The following is a 22,135-nucleotide window of genomic DNA, read 5'->3' as shown; positions in this document are numbered from 1 at the left end:
CCGGCCGCTACGCTCTTTTGCACACCGACCACTGGGTGACCGGCAGCTGAGGTCGCCAGGTGGTGAAGGAGCCGAGCGCCTCGGACCGGTAGATCTGGAACTTCCGCAGTTCACCGCCGTGCGCGGCGGCCCAGCGCACCAGCAGCGCTTCGGATTCGGCGGTCACCGCGTTCGCCACCAGCCTGCCGCCCTGTCGCAGATGTGACCAGCATGTCTCGAGCAGGCCAGCCTGGGTGAGCCCGCCACCGACGAAAATGGCGTCAGGAGGTGCCGAGACCGGGTCGATGGCGCCGTCCAGTTCGGATCGCACCTCACCGCGCACAACGATGTGCGGGACACCCAGTGCGGCGGCGTTGTCGGCGATCTGCCGCCGCCTGCGTTCGAGCCGCTCGAAAGTGAGCGCCCGGCAGGCGGGATCGGTGCGGCACCATTCGATCGCGATACTGCCCGAGCCACCGCCGACATCCCACAGCAGCTCACCGGACGCGGGAGCGAGCGCGGCGAGGGTGAGCGCGCGCACCTCGGATTTGGTGAGTTGACCGTCCCCGCCGAACAATTCGTCGGGCAAGCCTGGCGTGCGGGTTGCTCTCAGGCGCTTCGGATCCGCGACGCAGTCGATCGCGACGAGATTCAACGGATCCCCCGCGGGCACCGCCCAGTCGGCGGCGATTCCGGTCACGAGGCGTTCGGCCGGGCCACCCAGCTGCTCCAGCACGGTCAGCTCGGAGGGTCCGAACCCATTGTGCCGCAAGAGTTCCGCCAACCGCGCCGGTGACCGCTCATCCGCGCTGAGCACGAGCACCCGCCGCCCGTCCGTGAGTTCGGGCAGCACCGTCTCCATCCGCCGCCCCACCGCGCTCACCACGGGTGTCTCGGCCAACCCCCACCCCAGCCGCGCACACGCCAGCGACACCGACGACGGCTGCGGAAACACCTGCAGCGCAGCCGGTCCGAGCAACCGCGCCAACGTGACCCCGATCCCGTAGAACATCGGATCCCCGCTGGCAAGCACGCAAATCCGCACCCCCGCATACGTTTCGAACAACCCGGGCAGCGCGGGCACCAGCGGCGACGGCCACGCCACCCGCCGTCCCCGCACCTCCTCGGCCACCAACCCCAACTGCCGCACCGATCCGAACACCACCTCCGCCCCCGAAACCGCCTCCCGTGCAGCCTTACTCAGCCCATCCCACCCATCGGCCCCGATCCCCACCACCCCGATCCGCGGCCCCACCCACCGCAGCCCCGGGCCGGGTCGAGACTCGGTCACCGGGGCATCCGGCGCCAAATGGGCTGTGGGAGGGCCCGCATGACGACGGAGAGAGGACGCAGGACCCGGGGGAACCAGACCAGCCTGGTGTGCTTGCGCAGGCCCTTGACGACGGCGTCGGCGACTTGGTCGGGGGTGCTGGAGAAGGGGGCCGGGTCCATGCCCTCGGTCATCCGGCCGATGACGAAGCCGCAGCGGACGAGGAGCAGGTGAACGCCGGTGCCGTGCAACGCATCCGCGAGTCCGCCGGCGAAACCGTCCAGGCCCGCCTTGGTCGAGCCGTAGACGTAGTTGGCGCGGCGGACTCGCACGCCCGCGATCGAGCTGAACACGACGATCTGCCCGTCGCCCTGGATGCGCAGCAGGTTGGCCAGTGTGGTCAGCACGCTGATCTGCGCCACGTAATCGATGTGCGCCACAGCGATCGCATGCGCCGGATCGCGTTCCGCCAGCGCCTGATCGCCGAGCACACCGAACGCGACCACCGCCACCCCGATCCGCCCGTGCTCGGCGACGATCTTCTCGAGCAGCGCGGGATGGCTCGCCGTGTCGTCGGCATCGAACTCGACGGTGTGCACCGCGATCGCGCCCGCCGCCGTGAGCTGTGCGCTTTCTTCGGTCAGCGAACCGCTGCGCCGCGCGGCAAGGATCACCACCCGCCCGGCCGCCAGCCGCCGCGCCACCTCGAGCCCGATCTCGCTGCGCCCACCGAGCACCAGCACCGGCCCATCCGCGATCCCTCGCATTCCCATGGGCCAAGTCTGTCATCTCGGCGCTCGCGAGCTCATCAGGGCCGCAGCCTTCCCTCGAGTCACTGTGGGGATGCGTCATTCGTCAGCGCTCGAGGCTACGGTCGTGGGATGCCGACCAGCACTGTGCAGCTTTCCCAGACCGCGCTCGAGTTCGTCACCGAACGGCACCTAGCGACGCTGACCACTCTGCGTGCCGATGGCACACCGCATGTGGTCGCCGTCGGGTTCACCTGGGATCCGGAAGCCGGAATCGCGCGGATCATCACCAACGACGGATCGGTGAAGGTGCGCAACGTACGCCGCTCCGGCTATGCCGCGGTCAGCCAGGTCGACGGCATCCGCTGGCTGACTCTGGAGGGTCCGGCCACCGTCCTCGACGACCCGGCCAGCGTCGCCGACGCGGTGGACCGCTATGCGGGCCGCTATCGCGTCCCCCGCGAGAACCCGACCCGCGTCGTCATCGCCATCGAGGTCCGCCGCGTCCTCGCCAGCGGCACCCTCGGCTGACTCAACTCGACACACCGACCCCGACACGCCGTCGCGGCGCTGGTCGAGTGATCATCAGGAACTGCCGTAACCAAACACCGAGAGAGCGGTTACCTCAGTTCCTGATGATCTTGTAGTCCAGTCGCTACAGCACCGTCAGGCCATGCGGACGGTTGTTCATGGACTCGCAACCGTCCTCGGTGACCACCACGATGTCCTCGATGCGGGCGCCCCAGTCACCGCGGAAGTAGATGCCCGGCTCGATGCTGAACGCCATGCCCGCCTTCAGGACCAGGTCGTTGCCCTCGACGATGTAGGGGTCCTCGTGCACCGAGAGGCCGATACCGTGGCCGGTGCGGTGCACGAACGCATCGCCCAATCCGGCCTCGGCCAACAATTGTCGCCCGGCGGCGTCGACCGATTCGGCGGTGACGCCAGGGCGGACGGCGGCCACCGACGCGGCCTGGGCGCGTTCCAGCACCGCGATCTGCTCCGCGATCGCGGGCTTCGGTGTGCCGATCGCGTAGGTGCGGGTCGAGTCGGAGTAGTAGCCGGGGTCGACCGGTCCGCCGATATCGATGACCACCACATCGCCGGATTCGATGACCCGCTCGGACATTCCGTGATGCGGGTCGGCGCCGTGCGGGCCACTGCCGACGATGACGAACGCGGCCTCGAGATGTCCCTCTTCGACGATGGCGGCCGCGATATCCGCGCCGACCTCCGCCTCGGTGCGCCCGGCACGCAGGAACTCGCCCATCCGCGCGTGCACGCGGTCGATCGCCGCACCGGCCCGGCGCAGCGCGTCGACCTCGGCGGCATCCTTGGTCATCCGCAGTTCGCGCAGCACCGGCGTGGCCGAAACCGGAAGTCCGGTGGCCGATTCCGCGAGCGGCAGCAGATGCAGCGCGGGCATCACCTCGGTGACGGCGACCCGCGAACCGACATGCAGCGTGGACTTCACCAGCTGATACGGATCGACGCCGTCGACCCAGTCGAGCACGGTCAGCCCGAGCTCACCGGCGGCCGAGGCCTCCAGGCCGGCCAGCTCCATCTTCGGAATGACCACCGACGGTGTCGCACCGTCGGCGGGAATGACAAGGCAGGTCAACCGCTCGAAGGATTGCGCGGCCGAGCCGATCAGATACCGCAGATCCGGGCCCGGGGTGATCAGCAGCGCATCGAGGTGCGCCGCACGCATCAACTCCACCGCCCGCTCCAGCCGATCCCCGTAAACATCCGCCGCGAACCTTGATCCCGTGTGCGAACTCATGCCCCCGACGTTACCGCCCACCACCCCACCCCCATCCCCGATCCCAAGATCAGCCGTCCCCACCCCCAGACACCGCGAGCCGGGAGTGGTTGAGGTGGGTTGTCGTAGCGGGCGGGTAGCCTCGCCGGGGTGAGTACCGCTGCTGCCGGACCGTTGCTGCTCCTGGATGGAGCGAGCCTGTGGTTCCGTGCCTTTCACGCGATTCCCGACAAGATCACCGCGCCGGACGGGCGCTCGGTGAACGCAGTGCGCGGGTTCACCGATATGGTCGCGTCGCTGATCACCAAGCACGCGCCGAGCAGGCTGGTGGTGTGCCTGGATCTGGATTGGCGCCCGGCCTACCGGGTGGCGCTGGTGCCCTCGTACAAGGCGCACCGGCTCGATACCGCGGCCGATGCCGCACCCGGCGCCGAGGTGGTGCCCGACGCGCTCACCCCGCAGGTCGAGATGATCCTCGAGGTGCTGGAAGCCGCCGGGATCGCGACCGGCGGCGCGGAGGGCCTCGAGGCCGACGATGTACTCGGCACCCTCGCCACCAGGGAGCGCACCGACCCGGTGATCGTCGTCAGCGGTGACCGCGACCTGCTACAACTCGTGCGCGACGACCCGCAGCCCCCGGTGCGCGTGCTGTACGCGGGCCGCGGCCTGGCCAAGGCGGAACTGTTCGGCCCGGCCGAGGTAGCCGCGAAATACGGTGTGCCCGTAGTCAATGCGGGCCCGGCCTACGCCGACCTCGCCACGCTGCGCGGCGACGCCTCCGACGGCCTCCCCGGCGTCGCGGGCATCGGCGAGAAATCCGCGTCCGTCCTGATCTCCCGCTTCGGCTCCCTCGAAGCCCTCGTCGCCGCCCTCGACGACCCCACCGCCGACCTCTCCCAGAACATCCGCGCCAAACTCCGCGCCGCCGACGACTACTTGCAGGCCGCGGCCCCGGTAGTCCGCGTAGTCCGCGACGCCGACGTAGAACTCTCCCGCCCCGATCCCCTCCCCGCCACCCCCGCCGACCCGGCCCGCCTCCGCGAACTGGCCACCGCCTACAACGCCGAAAGCCCGATCACCCGCCTCATCACCGCCCTGACCACCGTCGCCAACGCCTGACCCGTTCGCGGGGCATGTGCGAAAGGTCGGGCACTATGGCGATCGGCTGAATCCGGAGCGCCTTCGACTACCCGGCGGCCATCCCCTCAGCGAAGATCAGCCGAATCTTGACACCGCTCTGCCGGACTTCGCGCGCCGCAAGGTACTCGGGTGAGTCGTACCAGGTCCTCGCCTGGTCCAGGTCCGAGAACTCGAGCACGACGACCCGCCCCTGCCACTCCCCCTCTCGCACCTCAGGCACCGCCGCGACGAGATAGCGGCCACCGTACCGGCGGATCGACGGCTCGGCCAGCTTCCAGTACGCCAGGCCGACCTCCTCGTCCTGCACCTCGGCCTCGACGATGACGTATCCGGGCATGTGCGACTCCTGTTGCGGTCCAGCGTATTTCGACGACCGCACGGCAACAGACCGCTCGGTTGAACCGGATGGCACGGCCCATGATGTGTGGACATGCGAAGGCACCGGGCGTCCGCGGGTGGCGCGGACGGCCCGGTTGCCGGAGGCAGGGTTAGTTGGGGCGGCCTACTTCGTAGGTGCCGTCGTCCTTGGTGATCTTGACGGTGACCTTCTTCTGTTCGCCGCTGACCTTGAGGCTGCAGTCGAAGGTGCGATCGATGGTCACTTCCTGGCCGGAGGGGCAGGAGACCTCGCTGACGTCCTGGATGCCGTAGGAATCCGACAGCACCTTCTTCACGCCGTCCTGGACGGCGCTGTTGTCCAGCTTGTCCTTGGCGGTCAGCAGCACCACCAGCGCGACGACCGCGCCGATGATCACCAGGCCACCGATGACGAGGCCGATGATCAGGCCTTTGCCCTTACCGCCCGAGGACGGTACCGGCTGCTGCTGCCCCCACTGCGGCTGCTGGCCCCACTGCTGCTGCGGCTGCTGCCAATCCTGTTGCGGCTGCTGCCCCCACTGCGGCTGCGACTGCTGACCCCAGGCAGGCTGGCTCGGCTGACTCGGCTGCTGCCCCCACTGCTGCGGCGGTTGCTGCTGACCCCACTGCTGCTGGGTCGGCTGTGGCTGCTGCTGATCTCCCCAGTGCTGGGTGGGTTGCGCCGAGGACGGCGTCTGTTGTGGCTGTCCACCCCAGTGCTGGGTCGGCCCGGCCTGACCCGGCGGCTGCTGGCCGGGCGCCTGCTGGCCGCCCCACTGCTGGGTGGGGTCATTGCGTCCTTCCCCGGGATCGCTCGGTCCAAACGGGCCGCTCATGATGCTCGCCTCCACTCGCATTCGTTACACATACGGTAGCCCCCCGCGTGCGACTAGTCGTTCGACACGACTCCTCCACGACGGTCGGTACGCGAAAGAAATCAAATCACAAGTGAATACGCTACGCGGCGTCCACCGCAACGACACCCCGCCGAATGGCCCTGACCGCCTTGGCCGCGGTGGCCGCGACCTCGGTGTCGTCGGCGGTCCCGTGGATCTGATCGAGCAGGTCGATCACCTGCCTGCACCAGCGAACGAAGTCGCCCGCGGACAGCGGCGAGCCCTGGTCACCGCTGGCGAGCAGCGAATCCGCCAGCCCGTCCCCGCGCGCCCACTTGTAGATGCCGGTGACGAAGCCGAGGTCGGGTTCGCGGGTCGGCGGCAGCTTGTGCCGCGCCTCGTCGCCGCGCAGTTCGCTCCACACCTCGACGGTAGCGCCGACGGCGCGCCGGATCGGCGGGGTCGGCCCGCTGGCGCCGAGATAGCCGCTCTCCTGCCGGGATTCGTAGACCAGTACGGAGACGACGCCCGCCAGTTCGGCGGGCCCGAGCCCACGCCACAGTCCCTGGCGCAGGCATTCGGCGATCACCAGGTCGCTTTCGGCGTAGATCCTGGCCAGCCTGCGTCCCTCGGCGGTCACCTCGCCCTCGTGCACGAAGCCGCGCTCGTCGAGCAGTGCGAGGATCCGGTCGAAGGTGCGGGCCAGCGAATTCGTGGTGGCGGCAACCTTCTGGCGCATGGCCTCGGTCTCGCGGAGCAGCCGGTTGTAGCGTTCGCCGACGCGCGCCATCTGCTCGCGATCGGGCCGGGTGTGGGCCGGATGCGAGCGCAGGCTGCGCCGCAGCGTCTGGAGTTCGCGGTCCTCCGCGGCCGTGGAGTGTTTGCCGCGTCGTTGCCGACCCGGCGCCATGATCCCGGTGCTGCGCAGGGCGGAGGCCAGGTCGCGCCGGATCCGCGCGGTGCGGTGATCGACGCGGCGCGGCAGCCGCATATGCCCGAGCGCCTGCGCGGGCACCGGGAAATCGGCGACCGACACCCGGCCCGCCCATTTGTCCTCGGTCAGCACCAGCGGGCGCGGATCGCCCGGTGTCGCATCGGGTTCCAGGATCACCGCGAGCCCCATCCTGCGCCCGGACGGAATCGCCACCACATCGCCGCGGCGCAGCGCGACAAGCGCCTCGACCGCGGCGCCGCGCCGATCGGAGCGGCTCTGCTGTTCCAGCTGACGTTCCCGCTGCTTGATCCGCTCGCGCAGCGAAATGTATTCGAGGAAGCCACCTTCCTCGCCGCCGAGCTGTCCACGTAGTTTGCGCAGCTGCAGCTCGTTGCGTTCGATGCCGCGCACCAGGCCGACCACCGAGCGATCCGCCTGGAACTGCGCGAAGGAGCGCTCGAGCAGCTCGCGGGATTCGTCGGCGCCCATCCGGTCGATCAGGTTGATCGACATGTTGTAGCCGGGCCGGAACGAGCTGCGCAGCGGATAGGTACGCGTCGAGGCCAGGCCCGCGACGGCGCTGGTGTCGACCTCCGGCTGCCACAGCACCACCGCGTGGCCCTCGACGTCGATGCCACGCCGTCCGGCGCGCCCGGTGAGCTGGGTGTACTCACCGGGGGTGAGTTCGGCGTGCGTCTCGCCGTTGTACTTGACCAGCCGCTCCAGCACCACCGTCCGCGCGGGCATGTTGATGCCCAAAGCCAGTGTCTCCGTGGCGAATACCGCCCGCACCAGCCCGCGCACGAACAGCTCTTCGACCGTGTGCCGGAAGGCGGGCAGCATACCCGCGTGATGGGCGGCGAGGCCGCGGTGCAGCGCCTCGCGCCACTCCCAGTAGCCGAGCACCTCGAGATCGCCCTTGGGCAGATCGCCCGTGTGCTTCTCGATGATCGCGTCGATCTGCTCGACCTCATCCTCCCGGCTGAGGTCCAGTCGCGACCGCAGGCACTGGGCCAGCGCGCCGTCGCAGCCCGCCCGGCTGAAGATGAAGGTGATGGCGGGCAGCAGCCCCTCGTCGTCGAGTTTGGCGAGCACCTCGGGCCGCGGCAGCGGACGGAAGTTGCGGCCACCGCCGCGGCCGTTGCGCGGCGCGCCCCAGCCGTTCATCCGGTCGGCGGCCTCGCGCTGCCGGATGAAGCGCACCAGATCCTCGTCGACCAGCACCTTCTGATCGCTGGACTTGCTGTCGAACAGGTCGAACATCCGCCGCCCGACCATCACGTGCTGCCACAGCGGCACCGGGCGGGTCTCGTCGACCACCACCGCGGTATCGCCGCGCACGGTCTCCATCCACGCGCCGAACTCCTCGGCGTTGCTGACCGTCGCGGACAGGCTGACCAGCCGGACATCCGGCGGCAGATGCAGGATCACTTCCTCCCACACCGCGCCACGGAACCGGTCGGCCAGGTAGTGCACCTCGTCCATCACCACATAGGACAGCCCGCGCAGCGCGTCCGAGGACGCGTACAGCATGTTGCGCAGCACCTCGGTGGTCATCACGACCACGGGCGCGTCCGGGTTGATCGACTGGTCGCCGGTGAGTAGCCCGACACTGTCGCGCCCGTACCGCTCGGTGAGATCGGCGAACTTCTGGTTCGACAGCGCCTTGATCGGCGTGGTGTAGAAGCATTTGCCGCCCGCGGCCAGCGCGAGGTGCACCGCGAACTCGCCGACAACGGTCTTACCCGCGCCGGTCGGCGCGCAGACCAGCACGCTGTGCCCCTCTTCCAGCGCCGCACAGGCGTTGCGCTGGAAGGGATCGAGGCTGAACTTCAGCTCGGCCGAAAAGTTTGCCAGCTCGCCCGTCTCCGACCGGTGATACGTCACCGTCAGAGGGTATCGGAGTAGTCCGACACCGGTCGCGCCGTTTTCTTTGCATCCGATCCAGCCTCCGCGGGATCGGTAATCGACTCGGCGGGCCGGATCGGCTCCGGCGCGGCGATCGAGGACGCCTCGTCATCCGACAGCGCACCCCACCCCTGCGCCTCCTTGCGCGCCTTGCGCGCGTCGTTGAGCCGGGAGAACTGGATGGCCACCTCGAACAGCACGGTCAGCGCGAGCGCCAGCGCCAGCATGGAGAACGGGTCCTGCGGTGTCACGATGGCCGCGAAAACGAAGAGGCCGAAGGTGATTCCGCGCCGCCATGCCTTGAGCCGCGTGTAGGTGAGCACCCCGATCAGGTTCAAACCGATGATCAGCAGCGGAGTTTCGAAACTCACGCCGAAGATGGTCAGCAGGTTGATGATGAAGGTGAAGTACTGCGAACCGCTGAGCGCGGTGATCTGCACGTTGTCGCCGATGGTGAGCAGGAAGCTCAACGCGTGCGCGACAACCACGTAGGCGAGTACCGCACCGGTGGCGAAAAGCACTGTGCCCGAGGACACGAAGCCGACCGCGTACTTGCGTTCCTTCGCGTACAACCCCGGCGTGATGAACGCCCACAGCTGATACAGCCACACCGGCGCGGCCAGCACGACACCGGCGGTCATGCCGACCTTCAACCGCAGCGTGAACTGTTCGAACGGCGCGGTGGCCAGCAAGCGGCAGGCACCGTCGGCGCTCAGCGAGGCGCGCGCGGACGCGGGCAGCGCACAGTAGGGCCCGCGCAGGATCTCACCGAGGCTGTCCAGGCCGAAGAACGAGTACTCGTACCAGAGGAAGCCGACCACCGTGGTGGCGACGACAGCTCCGATCGAGACGAGCAGCCGATAACGCAGCTCATGCAGGTGCTCGACCAGCGACATGGTGCCGTCGGGGTTGGTCCTGCGCTTGCTGCGCCGGGGATCGAACGGAATACGCATAGTTAGTGTGCTTGCCCCTGTGTCGTCACAGCGCGAAACCGGAGTGAGCCGCACTCACCCCGGGTGGAGCACTCGGCTCAGAGCGACTTCGGCGCGGCCTGGGGCTGCGCGGTCGGGGCCGCCGCCTGGTCCGTGCTCACCTGCTGTGCGGGCGGCAGCTGTGCCGCCGGTTGCTGCGGGGCTGCTGCACCGGACTGCTCGGCGCCTTCGTTCTGCATCTGACTGACCTCGGTCTTGAAGATGCGCAACGACCGGCCAAGGCTGCGGGCGGCATCAGGCATCCGCTTCGCGCCGAAGAACATCACGAAAACCACTGCGATGATCAGCCAGTGCCAGATGCTCAGACTGCCCATGATTTACCTCCAAAGACTGTGATGTTTCGATGCTACCGGACCATGACATGCGTGAACGCCTCCGTATGGCCGCGTTTGCCGTGCGTTCAACCCCGGCCTTGCGCACTCGCCGCGCGCAATTGCTCGAGCAGTTCCCGGCCGCTCCAGCGGCGCTGGTCGCCGTGCTCGGCGGCCACGATCAGCTCGATGAGCCGCTGATTCACCGGCGTCGGCAGCCCGACCATCGCGCCGAGGCTCACGATTTCGCCGCACAACCAGGAAATTTCCGTCTTGCGCCCGAGCGCGAGATCGTCGGCCATCGAGGAGCGGGCCTCCGGGTCGATGGCGAGTATCCGCCCGGCCAGCCTGCGGAAGATCGCGTCGGGCACGGTGAGCACCCTAGTCATCAGCTCGGGCGGCAGCGGGGTCAGCCGTGCCGGACTTATTCGCGCCTTGTTCATCGCGGCGAGCGCCTCGAGCTGGGTCAGCGCGAGGCAGCGGCGGTAGTCGCGGTCGGCCAGTTCCGCGCGCAGCGGTTTGCCGGACAGCGCGTTGATGGGGTTGTTCAGATTCAGCAGCAGCTTCGCCCACTGCACCGGCAGCAGATCCGGATAGCGGCGCACCGCCAGATCGGTGCGGCGGAACAGCCCGGCGAAATCGTCGAGCGCCGGATCGTCCTGGACGGCGAGGCCGCCCTCGGTGCCACGATGAAACCGGCCGTCGCCGTGCTGCACGATGTTGAACATCACCATGCCCGCCAGCACCACGCAGGTCGGCAGGATCTCGCGGATCACCACGTCGTTGCCGATGCCGTTCTGCAGGCTCAGCACCACCGTGCCCGGCCGGATCCGGCCCGCGAGCTCGCGCACCGCATCGGCCGTCGCCGCCGACTTCACCGTCACCAGCACCAGATCCGCCGTTGCGACGTCGTCCGGCGTGGTCGCCACCCGGAATCCGGTCGCGGGCACCACATCCGCGCCGCCGTCGAGATCGGTGAGCCGCAGCCCGGTCGCGCTGATCTCGTCGAGCAGCCGCGGCCTGCCGACGAACGTGACGTCCGCCCCCGCGGCCGCCAGCTTCCCGCCGACGAAGATGCCGATACTGCCCGCACCGAGCACCACTACGCGTTCGGTCAAGCGGTCTCCACCTCGAATCCGGCTGCCTCGTAGGCCGCGAGCGCGGCATTGGACCGCTCACGCACCGCGGCGACCAATTTGGGCGGGCCGAGCACGGTCACACCCGAGCCGAAGCCGAGCAGCAGCCTCGCCATCCAGTCCAGTGTGGCGAACCGCATGGTCGCCTCCAGATGGCCGCCGGGATGCACGGCCACCCGGTGCATCGGGTACTGGTCGAGCACCCAGCCGTAGTCGGCGCGAATCTTCAACCGCGCCAACGGAACCGCCGGATCGTCCTGGAACAGGTCGAGCGCGGCGGACTCCTCGGTCGCATGGCTCGGCGGTTTGGCGGGCTCGTCGAGTTCGGTGGCGGCCTCGATCCGGTCGAACCGGAAGAGCCGCACCCCCTCGGCCTGCCTGCACCAGGCCTGCAGGTAACTGTTGTTGTCCACCAAAACGATTCGGATCGGGTCGACGACGCGCTCGGACACCACATCGCGACTTGCCGAGTAATAGACCAGACGCAGCGCGCGATGCCTGGCCAGCGCCGAGCGCACGGTGGCGACGGCGGGCGCCTCGATCGGCGGCACCCGATCGGGTTCGGCGTCGAATTCGCCGCCGACGATGGCCGATTCGATCTTGGCGATGGCCGCGTGCGCCGCGGTCGGATCGACCATGCCCGGCATGTCGACGATCGAGCGCAGCGCGACGAGCAGCGCCGTCGCCTCGGTGGAGGTCAGCCGTAGCGGCCGTTCGATCCCGGCGGAGAAGGTGACCTCGATGCTCTCCTCGGAGAACGACAGATCGATCAGATCACCGGGACCGTAGCCGGGCAGGCCGCACATCCATAGCTGATTCAGGTCGCTCATCAGCTGTTTGGTGCTGACGCCGAGATCGTCGGCGGCCTCCGCGGCGCTGATGCCGGGGTTGGCGATGAAGTACGGGATCATGTTCAGCAGCCGCGACAACCGAACCGACAGCCGAGATGACGTCGTCACGCGCGCACCTCCGTGTGATCGAAGACCGAACGCAGCCGCGCGATCACGTCGGCGCGCAGGTCGTCCGGTGCGAGTACGACGGCGTCGGGACCGAGGCCGGTGATCAGCCTGGCCACCCAATCACGCGAGCGCACCGGGAATTCCACGACCGAACCCGAGCGGCCGCCGATCTTCCGCTCCGCCACCACCTGGCCGAGCCTGCGGATCTCGCGGCCGCGTCCGTCGGCCACCCACACCGTCGCCGAACCGGTCACCGGCGAGGAGTGCGTGACCGTGTCGACGATCGACCGCAGATCGACGCCCTCGGGTTTGTGCACCGCGTTCGGCGGACCGTACGCGGTGACATCGTCGCCGATCCTGGACAGCCGGAAGCTGCGGACCGCGTCCCGATCCCGGTCGTGACCGACCAGGTACCAGCGCCCGTGATGGGTCACCACACCCCACGGCTCGACATCGCGCATCAGATACGGCGCGTTGACCGCACCCCTGTGCTCGAAACGCACCGCCTGACCGGCATCGATCGCCGCGAGCAGCTTGCCGAGCACCGGCTCGGAACCGCGGGTGCGCGCGGGCACTCCCGGCACCGACGCCACCGCGGCATCGGTCTCCACATGGATGCCCGCCGCGCGCAGCTTCAGCAGCGCGCCCTCCGCCGCCGCCGCCAGCTCCGGTGATTCCCACATCTGCACCGCGACGGCGACCGCGGCCGCCTCCTCGCTGGTCAGATCGATTTCGGGAAGCTCGTAGGCGTCCCGGTTGATTCGGTAGCCCTCCATCGACGAATATCGGCCCACCGGGCCGATTTCCAATGGAATGCCCAGGTCGCGCAGTTCGTTCTTGTCTCGCTCGAACATTCGGCTGAACGCCTCGTCGCTCGCGGACTCCTCGTATCCCGCGACGCTGTCCCGAATCCGCTCAGCGGTCAGGAACTGCCGGGTCGACAGCAGCGCGATGACCAGATTCATCAGCCGCTCGACCTTGGATATCGCCACCCGATAGAGGGTAATCGGCGCGCCGGGGTGCGTGCGCGGCGGCGCGCTATTAGGCGGGTAACCGCCAAGAATCGGGCCCCGGCTGCGTGCCGGGGCCCGAGGGTCCTACATCGAGGCGATCAGCCGGTCGACGCGCTCGTCGACCGAGCGGAACGGGTCTTTGCAGAGCACCGTGCGCTGGGCCTGATCGTTGAGCTTGAGGTGCACCCAGTCGACGGTGAAGTCACGACCGGCCTCCTGCGCCGCGGTGATGAAATCGCCGCGCAGCTTGGCCCGCGTGGTCTGCGGCGGGGTGTCCACCGCGGCGTCGACGGCCTCGTCCTCGGTGATCCGCTTGGCCAGACCCTTGCGCTGCAGCAGGTCGAAGACGCCGCGGCCGCGCTTGATGTCGTGGTAGGCCAGATCGAGCTGAGCGATCTTGGGATCGGACAGCTCCATGGAGTAGCGGTCCTGGTAGCGCTGGAACAGCTTGCGCTTGATCACCCAGTCGATTTCGGTGTCCACCTTGGCGAAATCCTGCGCCTCCACCGCGTCCAGGGTGCGGCCCCACAGGTCGACCACCTGATCGATCTGCGGATCACGATCCCGGTTGCGCAGATGCTCGACGGCGCGGGCGTAGTACTCGCGCTGGATGTCGAGCGCGCTGGCCTGCCGCCCGCCGGCCAGGCGCACTGGACGACGACCGGTCAGGTCATGCGACACCTCGCGAATGGCGCGAATCGGGTTGTCCAGCGCGAAGTCTCGGAAGGAGACGCCGGCCTCGATCATCTCCAGTACCAGGGCGGCGGTGCCGACCTTGAGCATGGTGGTGGTCTCGGACATGTTGGAGTCGCCGACGATCACATGCAGGCGGCGGTACTTCTCCGCGTCCGCGTGCGGCTCGTCGCGGGTGTTGATGATCGGCCGCGACCGCGTCGTCGCCGAGGACACACCCTCCCAGATGTGCTCGGCGCGCTGCGACAGGCAGAACGTGGCCGCCTTCGGCGTCTGCAGCACCTTGCCTGCACCGCAGATCAGCTGGCGGGTTACCAGGAACGGCAACAGCACATCCGAAATGCGGGAGAACTCGCCGGCGCGGACCACGCAGAAGTTCTCGTGGCAGCCGTAGGAGTTGCCCGCGGAGTCGGTGTTGTTCTTGAACAGATAGATGTCGCCGCCGATACCCTCCTCGGCGAGCCGCTGTTCGGCGTCGATCAGCAACTCCTCCAGCACCCGCTCGCCCGCCCTGTCGTGGGTGACGAGCTGATGCAGGCTGTCGCACTCTGCCGTGGCGTACTCCGGATGCGACCCGACATCGAGATAGAGCCGAGCGCCGTTGCGGAGGAACACGTTCGAGCTACGGCCCCAGGACACTACCCGGCGGAACAAGTACCGGGCTACCTCGTCGGGGGACAGCCGACGGTGACCGTGGAAGGTGCATGTCACACCGAATTCGGTCTCGATCCCCATGATTCGTCGCTGCACACTATCGACATTACAGCCATGTCATGTACTCGCGTGGGGCTGCGGAGAACCGGGATGCATACGTCTTCGCAACGATTGCGTACGCGGCCGCACCCGGCACAGAATTCGGGCCCGGAAACCAACCGGTTCCCGGGCCCGAGATCGTCCAGTACAGACCTGGCTACCCCGCGTCCGGAGTATCCTCCGCCGCGGATTCCGCCTTCGCGGCCGCCTTGGCCTTCTTGGGGTTGAGCAACTGCTCCAACTGAGCGTTGGTCACGCGGCGGAACGCCCGCCGTGGCCGCGCCTGCTCGAGCGTGGCGACCTCGAGCGAGTTCACCCCGAGCACCCGCTTGTCCTTCTCGGCGCCCTCGGGCACACCCGCCTGCAGCGCCTTCACCGCGACGCCGATGGCGCCCGCCAGATCCAATCCGGACTTGTAGGTCGATTTGAGCGCGGTGAGGATGGGCTCGGTGGTACCGCCCATCACCACGTATTCGCGCTCGTCCACGATCGACCCGTCGAAGGTGATCCGGTACAGCACCGACTGCGGCCCCTGCTCCGGATACCCGACCTCGGCGACGCAGATCTCCACCTCGTACGGCTTGAGCTGATCGGTGAAAATGGTGCCGAGCAGGGTCGCGTAGCCGTTGGCCAGCGCCCGTCCGGTCACGTCGCGGCGGTCGAACTGGTAGCCGCGCAGATCGGCACGCAGAATCCCGTCGCGGCGCAGATTCTCGAACTCGTTGTACTTGCCGACGGCGGCGAAACCGACCCGGTCGTACAGCTCACTCACCTTGTGCAGCGTCGCGGACGGATTCTCCGCGACGAACACCACACCCTTGTCGTACGCCAGCACCACGACACTGCGTCCCCTGGCGATGCCCTTGCGCGCGAGTTCGGTCTTGTCGCGCATGATCTGCTCGGCCGACGCGTAATACGGCAGTGTCATGCTGTGCCCTTCTTCGCATGCCCGAGGGGCTCTCCGTGGTTACGCAGGCTGCCTCCTCCGAGCCCTGACTCGGTCATGCGGGGGCACTCCCTTCCTCGGCCGCCTCACGATCGGCAACAATCGCGCGGGTGATCTCTCCCAGACGTGCCTCGGTCACCTCGACCGCGCCGTCCTCGCCGATGACGATCGCGGTCGGGAAGATGCCGCGCACCAGATCGGGTCCACCGGTGGCGGTATCGTCGTCGGCCGCGTCGAACAGCGATTCGACGGCGATGCGCAACGCGCGCTCCTCGCCGATTCCCTTGGCGTACAACTTCTTCAGCGACGACTTCGCGAACACCGAGCCGGAACCGACGGCCGCGTAACCGAATCGCTCCTCGCTGCGGCCACCGACCACGTCGAAGGATACGATGCGGCCCGCCCTATCCGGATCGGTGGCATTGGTGTCGTAGCCGACCAGCATCGGCACCACCGCGAGGCCCTGCATCGCGACCGGCAGGTTGTCACGCACCATTTTCGACAGCTTGTTGGCCTTGCCGTCGAAGGTCAGCGGAACACCCTCGATCTTCTCGTAGTGCTCGAGCTCCACCGCGAAGATCCGCACCATCTCCACGGCCATGCCCGCGGTACCCGCGATACCGGCCGCCGAATAGGTGTCGGTGATGTAGACCTTCTCGATATCCCTGCTGGCCAACAGGTTTCCCTGGGTAGCCCGCCGGTCACCGGCGATCAGCACGCCACCGCGATAGCTGATCGCCACAATGGTCGTCCCATGCGGCGCGATGTCCTTCGCGGCGCCACCGGCGGTGCCGGTGGCCCCATCGATCACACCGAAGCTGTTGCCGGGCAACAGCTCCGGTGCGTGCATGCGCAGATGTTCGGTGAAGGACGAAAGAGCGTGCCCCGGATGGAGACGCAGCGGGTCACCTACTGTCACTGGCCGCCCTTCTGCACGTACGCGCGGACGAAGTCCTCGGCGTTCTCCTCGAGCACATCATCGATCTCGTCGAGCAGGTCGTCGGTTTCCTCCGCCAGCTTTTCGCGGCGCTCCTGACCGGCGGCGTCGACGCCGTCCGGGCCCTCGTCCTCGTCGCCGCCCCCGGCGCGCTTGGTCTGCTCTTGTGCCATGGCAGCCGACCTCCTCTGTCCTCATCATGACCGGAACTCGAGTATGAGCACGGTCCCGATCATGAGCAATGTTCGTGCTCGTACAACAACACTACCCAGCCACAACGACACCTTGTCGGATTCCATGCCGATATGCGGCCGAATCGTGCACTCCGGCATGTGCCGGGATGCTGCTAGGTGGTCAGCTGCTCCACCAGTTCGGCGGCGGTGCCGACGCCGTCGAGCAGCTTGCCGACGTGCGCCTTGGTGCCGCGGCGCGGCTCCAGGGTCGGGATGCGGACCAGCGAGTCGCCGCCGAGGTCGAAGATCACCGAGTCCCAGCTTGCCGCGGCGATATCGGCGCCGAAGCGGCGCAGGCATTCGCCGCGGAAGTAGGCGCGGGTGTCGGTGGGCGGGTTGGTCATCGCGTCGAGCACCTGCTGCTCGGTGATCAGCCGCTTCATCGAGCCGCGCGCGACGAGGCGGTTGTAGAGCCCCTTGTCCAGCCGCACATCGGAGTACTGCAGGTCCATCAGGTGCAGCTTGGGCGCGGCCCAGTTCAGGCCCTCGCGCTGGCGCATCCCCTCGAGCAAGCGCAGTTTGGCAGGCCAGTCGAGCAGGTCGGCGCATTCCATCGGGTCGCGCTCGAGCAGGTCGAGCACCATGGCCCAGTTCTCCAGGATGTCGGCGACGCGCGGGTCGTCGTTGCCCTCGCGGTCCATGAACTTCACCACCCGCTCGTGGTAAAGCCGTTGCAGCGCAAGCCCGGTCAGCTCGCGGCCGTCGGTGAGCGCGACGGTGGCGCGCAGCGTGGGATCGTGGCTGATCGCGTGCACCGCGGTGACCGGGCGGGCCAGCTGCAGATCGGACAGGTCCTCCCCCGCTTCGATCAGGTCGAGCACCAGCGCGGTGGTGCCGACCTTGAGATAGGTCGACATCTCGGCCAGGTTCGCGTCGCCGATGATGACGTGCAGCCTGCGGTATTTGTCCGCGTCGGCGTGCGGTTCGTCGCGGGTGTTGATGATGCCGCGCTTGAGCGTGGTCTCCAGGCCGACCTCGACCTCGACGTAGTCGGCGCGCTGAGACAGCTGGAAGCCCGCGTGGTCGCCGGACTGCCCGATGCCGACGCGACCGGAGCCGGTGATCACCTGGCGCGAGACGAAGAACGGGGTGAGGCCGACGATGATCTGGTTGAACGGGGTGTCGCGGCTCATCAGGTAGTTCTCGTGGGTGCCGTAGGAAGCGCCCTTGCCGTCGACGTTGTTCTTGTACAGCTGCAGCCGCGGCGCGCCGGGGACGCTCGACGCGTGCCGCGCCGCCGCCTCCATCACCCGCTCGCCCGCTTTGTCCCAGATGACCGCATCGAGCGGATCGGTGACCTCGGGCGCGGAGTATTCGGGGTGGGCGTGATCGACGTAGAGGCGGGCGCCGTTGGTCAGGATCATATTGGCCGCGCCGACCTCGTCGGCGTCGATCACCGGCGCCGGTCCGTTCATCCGGCTCAGGTCGAAGCCGCGGGCGTCCCGTAGCGGCGATTCCACCTCGTAATCCCAGCGAGTCCGCTTGGCGCGCGGCACTCCCTCGGCGGCCGCGTACGCGAGAACCGCTTGCGTCGAGGTGAGGATCGGGTTGGCCGACGGCTCGGTGGGCGTGGAAATACCGTATTCGACCTCGATACCGATGATGCGCTGCATGCCTCCGAGCCTAAGCGACGGGCCAGCACGAGCCTGCCGCGACCGGCCGGGATCGACCCGAGGGAGGAGCGAATCTCATGCCGTCGGTGGTACTTCCGGAGGATACGGGCACGTCGGCCCGGACGCGATAGTCGATCCATGACGGATTCGATCGCCACCGACACACCCGATGCCGCGGGCAGGCACCGCGCACCGGACGCGCCGTCACGACTGATCGCGCTGGATGTGCTGCGCGGCATCGCGATTCTCGGCACCCTCGCCACCAATGTCTGGATCATCACCAACCCGGCGGGGCTCATCGGCTATATCGGCGAGCTGCAGGACGCCTCGGGCGGCTGGTGGTGGACCGAGCGGGTGCTGCAACAGCTGGCCCAGGGCAAGTTCCTCGGGCTGCTCACCATCATGTTCGGTATCGGCCTGGCCATCCAGCAGGGTTCGGCGGCGCGCGGCGGACGGCCGTGGCCCGGCAAGTATCCGTTGCGGGCCGGGCTGCTGTTCCTCGACGGTGTGCTCAACTTCGTCTTCGTCGCCGAATTCGACGTGCTGATGGGTTACGCGGTGACCGGCCTGGTCGTCGCGTTCGTGCTGGCGACAAGCGAACGGGCACAGCGACGTTGGATGATCACCGCGGCGGCGGTGCACGTCGTGATGCTGACCCTGATCGGTATCGGCATGGCCATGGACTCGCGGGAGTCGACGCCGCGCACACCGCTGGACCCGAATCCCTATGCGGACGGCTCGTTCTGGGATCTGGTGCTGTTCCGGCTGGAAAACGCGGGCGGCTTCCGGCTCGAGGCGGTCTTCGTCTTCGCCATGTCGGTGGCGCTGTTCCTCGCGGGCGCCCGGCTGTTCCGCGCCGGGGTGTTCCGGCCGGAGGGTGCGCGAATCCGCAAGCGGCTCATGCTGATCGGGTTCGGCATCGCCGCACCGATCGATCTGCTCGCCGGTGTGCTCGCGGGCGGCGACACCATTCTGTTCACCCGCTACGGCACCGCGCCCTTCGTCGCCTTCGGCTTGCTCGCGCTGGTAGCCGAGTACTCTCTGCGCCGTCCCCGTACCGGTTTCGCCGGACGCAGGCTCACCGAGGTCGGGCGCACCGCACTCAGCTGCTACATCCTGCAGAACCTCGTCGCGTCGATCCTGTGCTACGGCTGGGGTTTCGGGCTCGCGGCCCGGGTATCCACCGGCGCCAGAGTGCCTTTCACCGTCGGCATCTACCTGCTGACCGCGCTGATCGTCATCGCGGGCGCGCACCTGTGGCTGCGCCGCTTCGATCGCGGACCGGTCGAGCTGGTGTGGAACGCGAGCTACCGGGCGCTGGCGGGCGAGCGCTGACAGATCGACTCAGCTACCGCGTGTCCGCCGCGGGCCGTTCGCCCCGGGTGAGCGGCCCGCGGCGGACATTCGCCACGTAGGTCATCGGATGAACCCGAGTAGGCCGCTACTCGTGCCCTTTTCGGCCACCGGCTCGACCATTGACGACGCGTCACCGATCCCGCGTCGACGCATCAACTGAATGGAGGTGCGCGATGCCGGATCCGGCACGGGCGATGAGTAAGGAAGACGCGCTCGCGGAGCTCGAGCGGCTGGCGACCCGGGGGCGGATCAAACTGGACGGCCACGCGTGCGTGAACACGGTCGGCTTGCTCGGCTTCGACCCGGTCACCGGCGAGGATCGGCCGGGCAATGTGGCGGGGGTGGTGCTGCGCGACGGGAACCAGAACAACGTGGCCATCGCGCCCGCGCGACTCGATCCGCGAAATGCGTTGGCGCTGGTACGTTTCTGCCGATTCCTCACCGAGAACTTCAATGTGACCGAACTGTTCCACCTCGGCCTCGACGGCGGCGGCCACACCGCGGACGGTGTCGCGCGCACCGACTGCCACGGGCAGGGCCGCGCCCTCGATTTCGCCGGTGTCACCATGCCGGTCGGCGATGTCAACCGCAGGATCACCGTACTGAACCACTGGGGCACCGTCGCCACCTCCTCGACACCCGAGGGCGAATGGCCCGCCTTCCTCGCGGCCGAAATGCACTACCGCCTGGACGATCCGGACGCGAGCCCGCTGGGCGACCCGGACGGCGACATGTTCGTCGCCGACTTCTTCCGCAGCGTCTACGATTTCGTCGCCGGTGAATGGCAGGACCGCTCGGACGGCGCCGATCCCGCCGACACACCGACCGCGATCGGCGAGCGCAGCCTCATCCTGCACCCGGACCACCCCGCGACCTCGCCCGCCGCGCCGGGCCGCATCGTGCAGCGCAACCACATCCACATGCAGATCGGCAAGTCCGGCACGGAATGACCGCTACCGTCGTACCCGTGACATACGCGGACCGGTATCCCCTGTTGCACAAGCCCGCCCACTGGTCGTGGGGCTCGCACGACGTGCGGTTCGGCACCGAACTGCCGCCCGACGAGCTGGTCACCAATGTGCACGCCATCTGCTTCGCCGGCGACGACATCGTGCTGTGCCGCGACCACCGCGATTTCTGGCTGCTGCCCGGCGGCACCCGCGAACGCGGCGAACCCGTCGACGCCTGCCTGCGCCGTGAGCTGCTCGAGGAGGCGGGCGCGACGCCGACGGGCCCGATCCGCTGGATCGGCGCGCACTACGCCACCAGCAGAGATCCCCTGCCGTACAAGGAATGGCAACCGCATCCGCACAAGGCGTGGCTCTGGTGCGCCGTCGACGTCGTCCTCGACGCGCAACCGACCAATCCGGCCGACGGCGAGCAGATACTCGAGGTCCGCGCCTGCCCGCTGCCCGAGGCGCTCGAGCTCGCCGCCACCGACGGTGTGCACATCCCCGAGCTCATCGCCCTCGCGGTGGAACTACACCGCGGCTGAATCCGTCGGCGTGGCCGAGCGCGAGAGCAGGTCGCCGACGATGGTGTCGCGCTCGAGCGGGACGCCGAGGCTGCGCGCGTTGCCCTCGAACAGGGCGAGCACCGATTCGGCGAGAATGCCCTCGATCTGCTCGGAGCTCAGTGCCGGTGTCGGTTCGGCGCGCCAGCTGTTCACCACGCTGTCCACGAAACCGATGATGCCGAAGGCCATCGGCCTGGCGCGGGCCGGATCGATGCCGAAGCGCGCCAGCGATATCGCGAACAGGTCGGCGAGGCGGGCGCCGATCCTGTCCCTGGCACCGGCCAGCGCACTGGACGAATCCCCTTGCGGCGCAGCGCTGCTCAGGAACCGATGCAGATACGGATGCCGGTCGACCCATCGCACATAGGTACCGACCGCACCGCGCACCGCGTCGCGCACGGTGCCGTCGGGCTGCAGCGTCGGCATCAGCTCGGCGAGTAGCGATTCCAGGATGCGGCGGCGGATCTGCTCGTCCAGGTCGGGGCGGCCGTCGAAGTGACGGTACACGACCGGGCGCGGCAGGTGCAGGTGGTCGGCGATCTGCTGCACCGAGACCTCGACGCCGTTCCCCTCGATGACGGCGATGGCCGCGTCGATGACGTCCGCGCGACGTCGCGCCTTGTGGTCGGTCCAGCGGGTGGCACGGCCGTCCGTGACGGGGGTCTTTCCGCTGGTCGTGGTCACAGAATCACGATACCCGCTCACCTATTGACCGATACAGCCTGTCTCACTAACCTGTGTG

General features: G+C 68.3%; 22 protein-coding genes. 5 read left to right on the top strand and 17 right to left on the bottom strand.

Going from position 1 to position 22,135, the window contains the following annotated elements:
• Window positions 1–7 precede the first annotated feature (7 nt).
• The gene (cbiE, locus tag ACIG5A_RS01815) at window positions 8–1,270 is read right to left on the bottom strand and encodes a precorrin-6y C5,15-methyltransferase (decarboxylating) subunit CbiE (RefSeq protein WP_397236606.1); all 1,263 of its coding nucleotides are present in this window, start codon (window positions 1,268–1,270) and stop codon (window positions 8–10) included.
• On the bottom strand, window positions 1,267–2,022 hold the full coding sequence (locus tag ACIG5A_RS01810) for an SDR family NAD(P)-dependent oxidoreductase (protein WP_397236604.1): 756 nt from the start codon (window positions 2,020–2,022) through the stop codon (window positions 1,267–1,269). Before ACIG5A_RS01810 ends, cbiE begins: the two co-directional genes overlap by 4 nt.
• 108 nt (window positions 2,023–2,130) lie before the next feature.
• Between ACIG5A_RS01810 and ACIG5A_RS01805 the strand changes: the two genes are divergently transcribed.
• On the top strand, window positions 2,131–2,529 hold the full coding sequence (locus ACIG5A_RS01805; protein WP_397236602.1) for a PPOX class F420-dependent oxidoreductase: 399 nt from the start codon (window positions 2,131–2,133) through the stop codon (window positions 2,527–2,529).
• A 124-nt stretch (window positions 2,530–2,653) separates the two neighbouring features.
• On the opposite strand, the gene ACIG5A_RS01800 is transcribed toward ACIG5A_RS01805, so the two are convergent.
• A complete protein-coding gene (locus ACIG5A_RS01800; protein ID WP_397236600.1) occupies window positions 2,654–3,781 on the bottom strand; it encodes a M24 family metallopeptidase in 1,128 nt (375 codons plus the stop codon).
• 129 nt (window positions 3,782–3,910) lie between these two features.
• Between ACIG5A_RS01800 and ACIG5A_RS01795 the strand changes: the two genes are divergently transcribed.
• A complete protein-coding gene (locus ACIG5A_RS01795) occupies window positions 3,911–4,879 on the top strand; it encodes a 5'-3' exonuclease H3TH domain-containing protein (protein ID WP_397236598.1) in 969 nt (322 codons plus the stop codon).
• Between the two features lie 67 nt (window positions 4,880–4,946).
• Here ACIG5A_RS01795 and ACIG5A_RS01790 read toward each other — a convergent pair whose 3' ends face one another.
• From ACIG5A_RS01790 to dop, 13 genes are all read right to left on the bottom strand, one after another.
• Window positions 4,947–5,237, bottom strand: a complete 291-nt coding sequence (locus tag ACIG5A_RS01790) for a DUF1330 domain-containing protein (RefSeq protein WP_397236596.1) — start codon at window positions 5,235–5,237, stop codon at window positions 4,947–4,949.
• Between the two features lie 151 nt (window positions 5,238–5,388).
• Window positions 5,389–6,093, bottom strand: a complete 705-nt coding sequence (locus ACIG5A_RS01785) for a DUF4333 domain-containing protein (protein WP_397236594.1) — start codon at window positions 6,091–6,093, stop codon at window positions 5,389–5,391.
• Between the two features lie 121 nt (window positions 6,094–6,214).
• Window positions 6,215–8,914 carry a DEAD/DEAH box helicase gene (locus ACIG5A_RS01780; protein WP_397236592.1) on the bottom strand — a complete coding sequence of 900 codons (2,700 nt, stop codon included), beginning with the start codon at window positions 8,912–8,914 and terminating at the stop codon, window positions 6,215–6,217.
• 2 nt (window positions 8,915–8,916) lie between these two features.
• Entirely contained in the window at window positions 8,917–9,888 is a 972-nt protein-coding gene (tatC, locus tag ACIG5A_RS01775) for a twin-arginine translocase subunit TatC (RefSeq protein ID WP_397236590.1), read from the bottom strand.
• A 77-nt stretch (window positions 9,889–9,965) separates the two neighbouring features.
• Complete coding sequence (gene tatA, locus ACIG5A_RS01770) at window positions 9,966–10,241, bottom strand: Sec-independent protein translocase subunit TatA (RefSeq protein ID WP_397236588.1); 276 nt, start codon at window positions 10,239–10,241, stop codon at window positions 9,966–9,968.
• Between the two features lie 86 nt (window positions 10,242–10,327).
• On the bottom strand, window positions 10,328–11,356 hold the full coding sequence (locus tag ACIG5A_RS01765; protein ID WP_397236586.1) for a 2-dehydropantoate 2-reductase: 1,029 nt from the start codon (window positions 11,354–11,356) through the stop codon (window positions 10,328–10,330).
• The gene (locus tag ACIG5A_RS01760) at window positions 11,353–12,285 is read right to left on the bottom strand and encodes a helix-turn-helix transcriptional regulator (RefSeq protein WP_397238774.1); all 933 of its coding nucleotides are present in this window, start codon (window positions 12,283–12,285) and stop codon (window positions 11,353–11,355) included. The genes ACIG5A_RS01765 and ACIG5A_RS01760 overlap by 4 nt, the downstream gene beginning before the upstream one ends.
• Window positions 12,286–12,329: 44 nt before the next feature.
• Complete coding sequence (locus tag ACIG5A_RS01755; protein WP_397236584.1) at window positions 12,330–13,325, bottom strand: helix-turn-helix transcriptional regulator; 996 nt, start codon at window positions 13,323–13,325, stop codon at window positions 12,330–12,332.
• A 105-nt stretch (window positions 13,326–13,430) separates the two neighbouring features.
• Window positions 13,431–14,789: a Pup--protein ligase gene (gene pafA / locus ACIG5A_RS01750; protein ID WP_397236582.1), complete on the bottom strand. Its 1,359-nt coding sequence runs from the start codon at window positions 14,787–14,789 to the stop codon at window positions 13,431–13,433.
• Window positions 14,790–14,949: 160 nt separating this feature from the next.
• On the bottom strand, window positions 14,950–15,720 hold the full coding sequence (gene prcA, locus ACIG5A_RS01745) for a proteasome subunit alpha (RefSeq protein ID WP_397236579.1): 771 nt from the start codon (window positions 15,718–15,720) through the stop codon (window positions 14,950–14,952).
• 73 nt (window positions 15,721–15,793) lie between these two features.
• On the bottom strand, window positions 15,794–16,657 hold the full coding sequence (gene prcB, locus ACIG5A_RS01740) for a proteasome subunit beta (RefSeq protein ID WP_397236577.1): 864 nt from the start codon (window positions 16,655–16,657) through the stop codon (window positions 15,794–15,796).
• Window positions 16,654–16,848: a ubiquitin-like protein Pup gene (locus ACIG5A_RS01735; RefSeq protein WP_014986166.1), complete on the bottom strand. Its 195-nt coding sequence runs from the start codon at window positions 16,846–16,848 to the stop codon at window positions 16,654–16,656. The genes prcB and ACIG5A_RS01735 overlap by 4 nt, the downstream gene beginning before the upstream one ends.
• 173 nt (window positions 16,849–17,021) lie before the next feature.
• Window positions 17,022–18,521 carry a depupylase/deamidase Dop gene (gene dop / locus ACIG5A_RS01730; protein WP_397236575.1) on the bottom strand — a complete coding sequence of 500 codons (1,500 nt, stop codon included), beginning with the start codon at window positions 18,519–18,521 and terminating at the stop codon, window positions 17,022–17,024.
• Window positions 18,522–18,659: 138 nt separating this feature from the next.
• Here dop and ACIG5A_RS01725 point away from each other — a divergent pair, with 138 nt between their 5' ends.
• The 3 genes from ACIG5A_RS01725 (at window position 18,660) to ACIG5A_RS01715 (ending at window position 21,372) form a co-directional block, all read left to right on the top strand.
• Entirely contained in the window at window positions 18,660–19,856 is a 1,197-nt protein-coding gene (locus ACIG5A_RS01725) for a DUF418 domain-containing protein (protein ID WP_397236573.1), read from the top strand.
• A 194-nt stretch (window positions 19,857–20,050) separates the two neighbouring features.
• Window positions 20,051–20,827 (top strand): hypothetical protein, encoded by a 777-nt coding sequence (locus ACIG5A_RS01720; RefSeq protein ID WP_397236571.1) that lies wholly within the window; start codon window positions 20,051–20,053, stop codon window positions 20,825–20,827.
• Between the two features lie 17 nt (window positions 20,828–20,844).
• Window positions 20,845–21,372, top strand: coding sequence for an NUDIX domain-containing protein (locus ACIG5A_RS01715; protein WP_397236569.1), 528 nt, complete (start codon window positions 20,845–20,847; stop codon window positions 21,370–21,372).
• Here ACIG5A_RS01715 and ACIG5A_RS01710 read toward each other — a convergent pair.
• Entirely contained in the window at window positions 21,358–22,077 is a 720-nt protein-coding gene (locus ACIG5A_RS01710) for a TetR/AcrR family transcriptional regulator (RefSeq protein WP_397236567.1), read from the bottom strand. The two genes, ACIG5A_RS01715 and ACIG5A_RS01710, sit on opposite strands and share 15 nt — an antisense overlap.
• Between the last annotated feature and the right edge of the window lie 58 nt (window positions 22,078–22,135).

Origin of the sequence: Nocardia sp. NPDC052566 (assembly GCF_044547285.1) — a bacterium.
Taxonomy (GTDB): Bacteria; Actinomycetota; Actinomycetes; order Mycobacteriales; family Mycobacteriaceae; genus Nocardia.
Note: the sequence above shows the minus strand (reverse complement) of the source record. Positions and strands in the feature narration are given on the sequence as shown.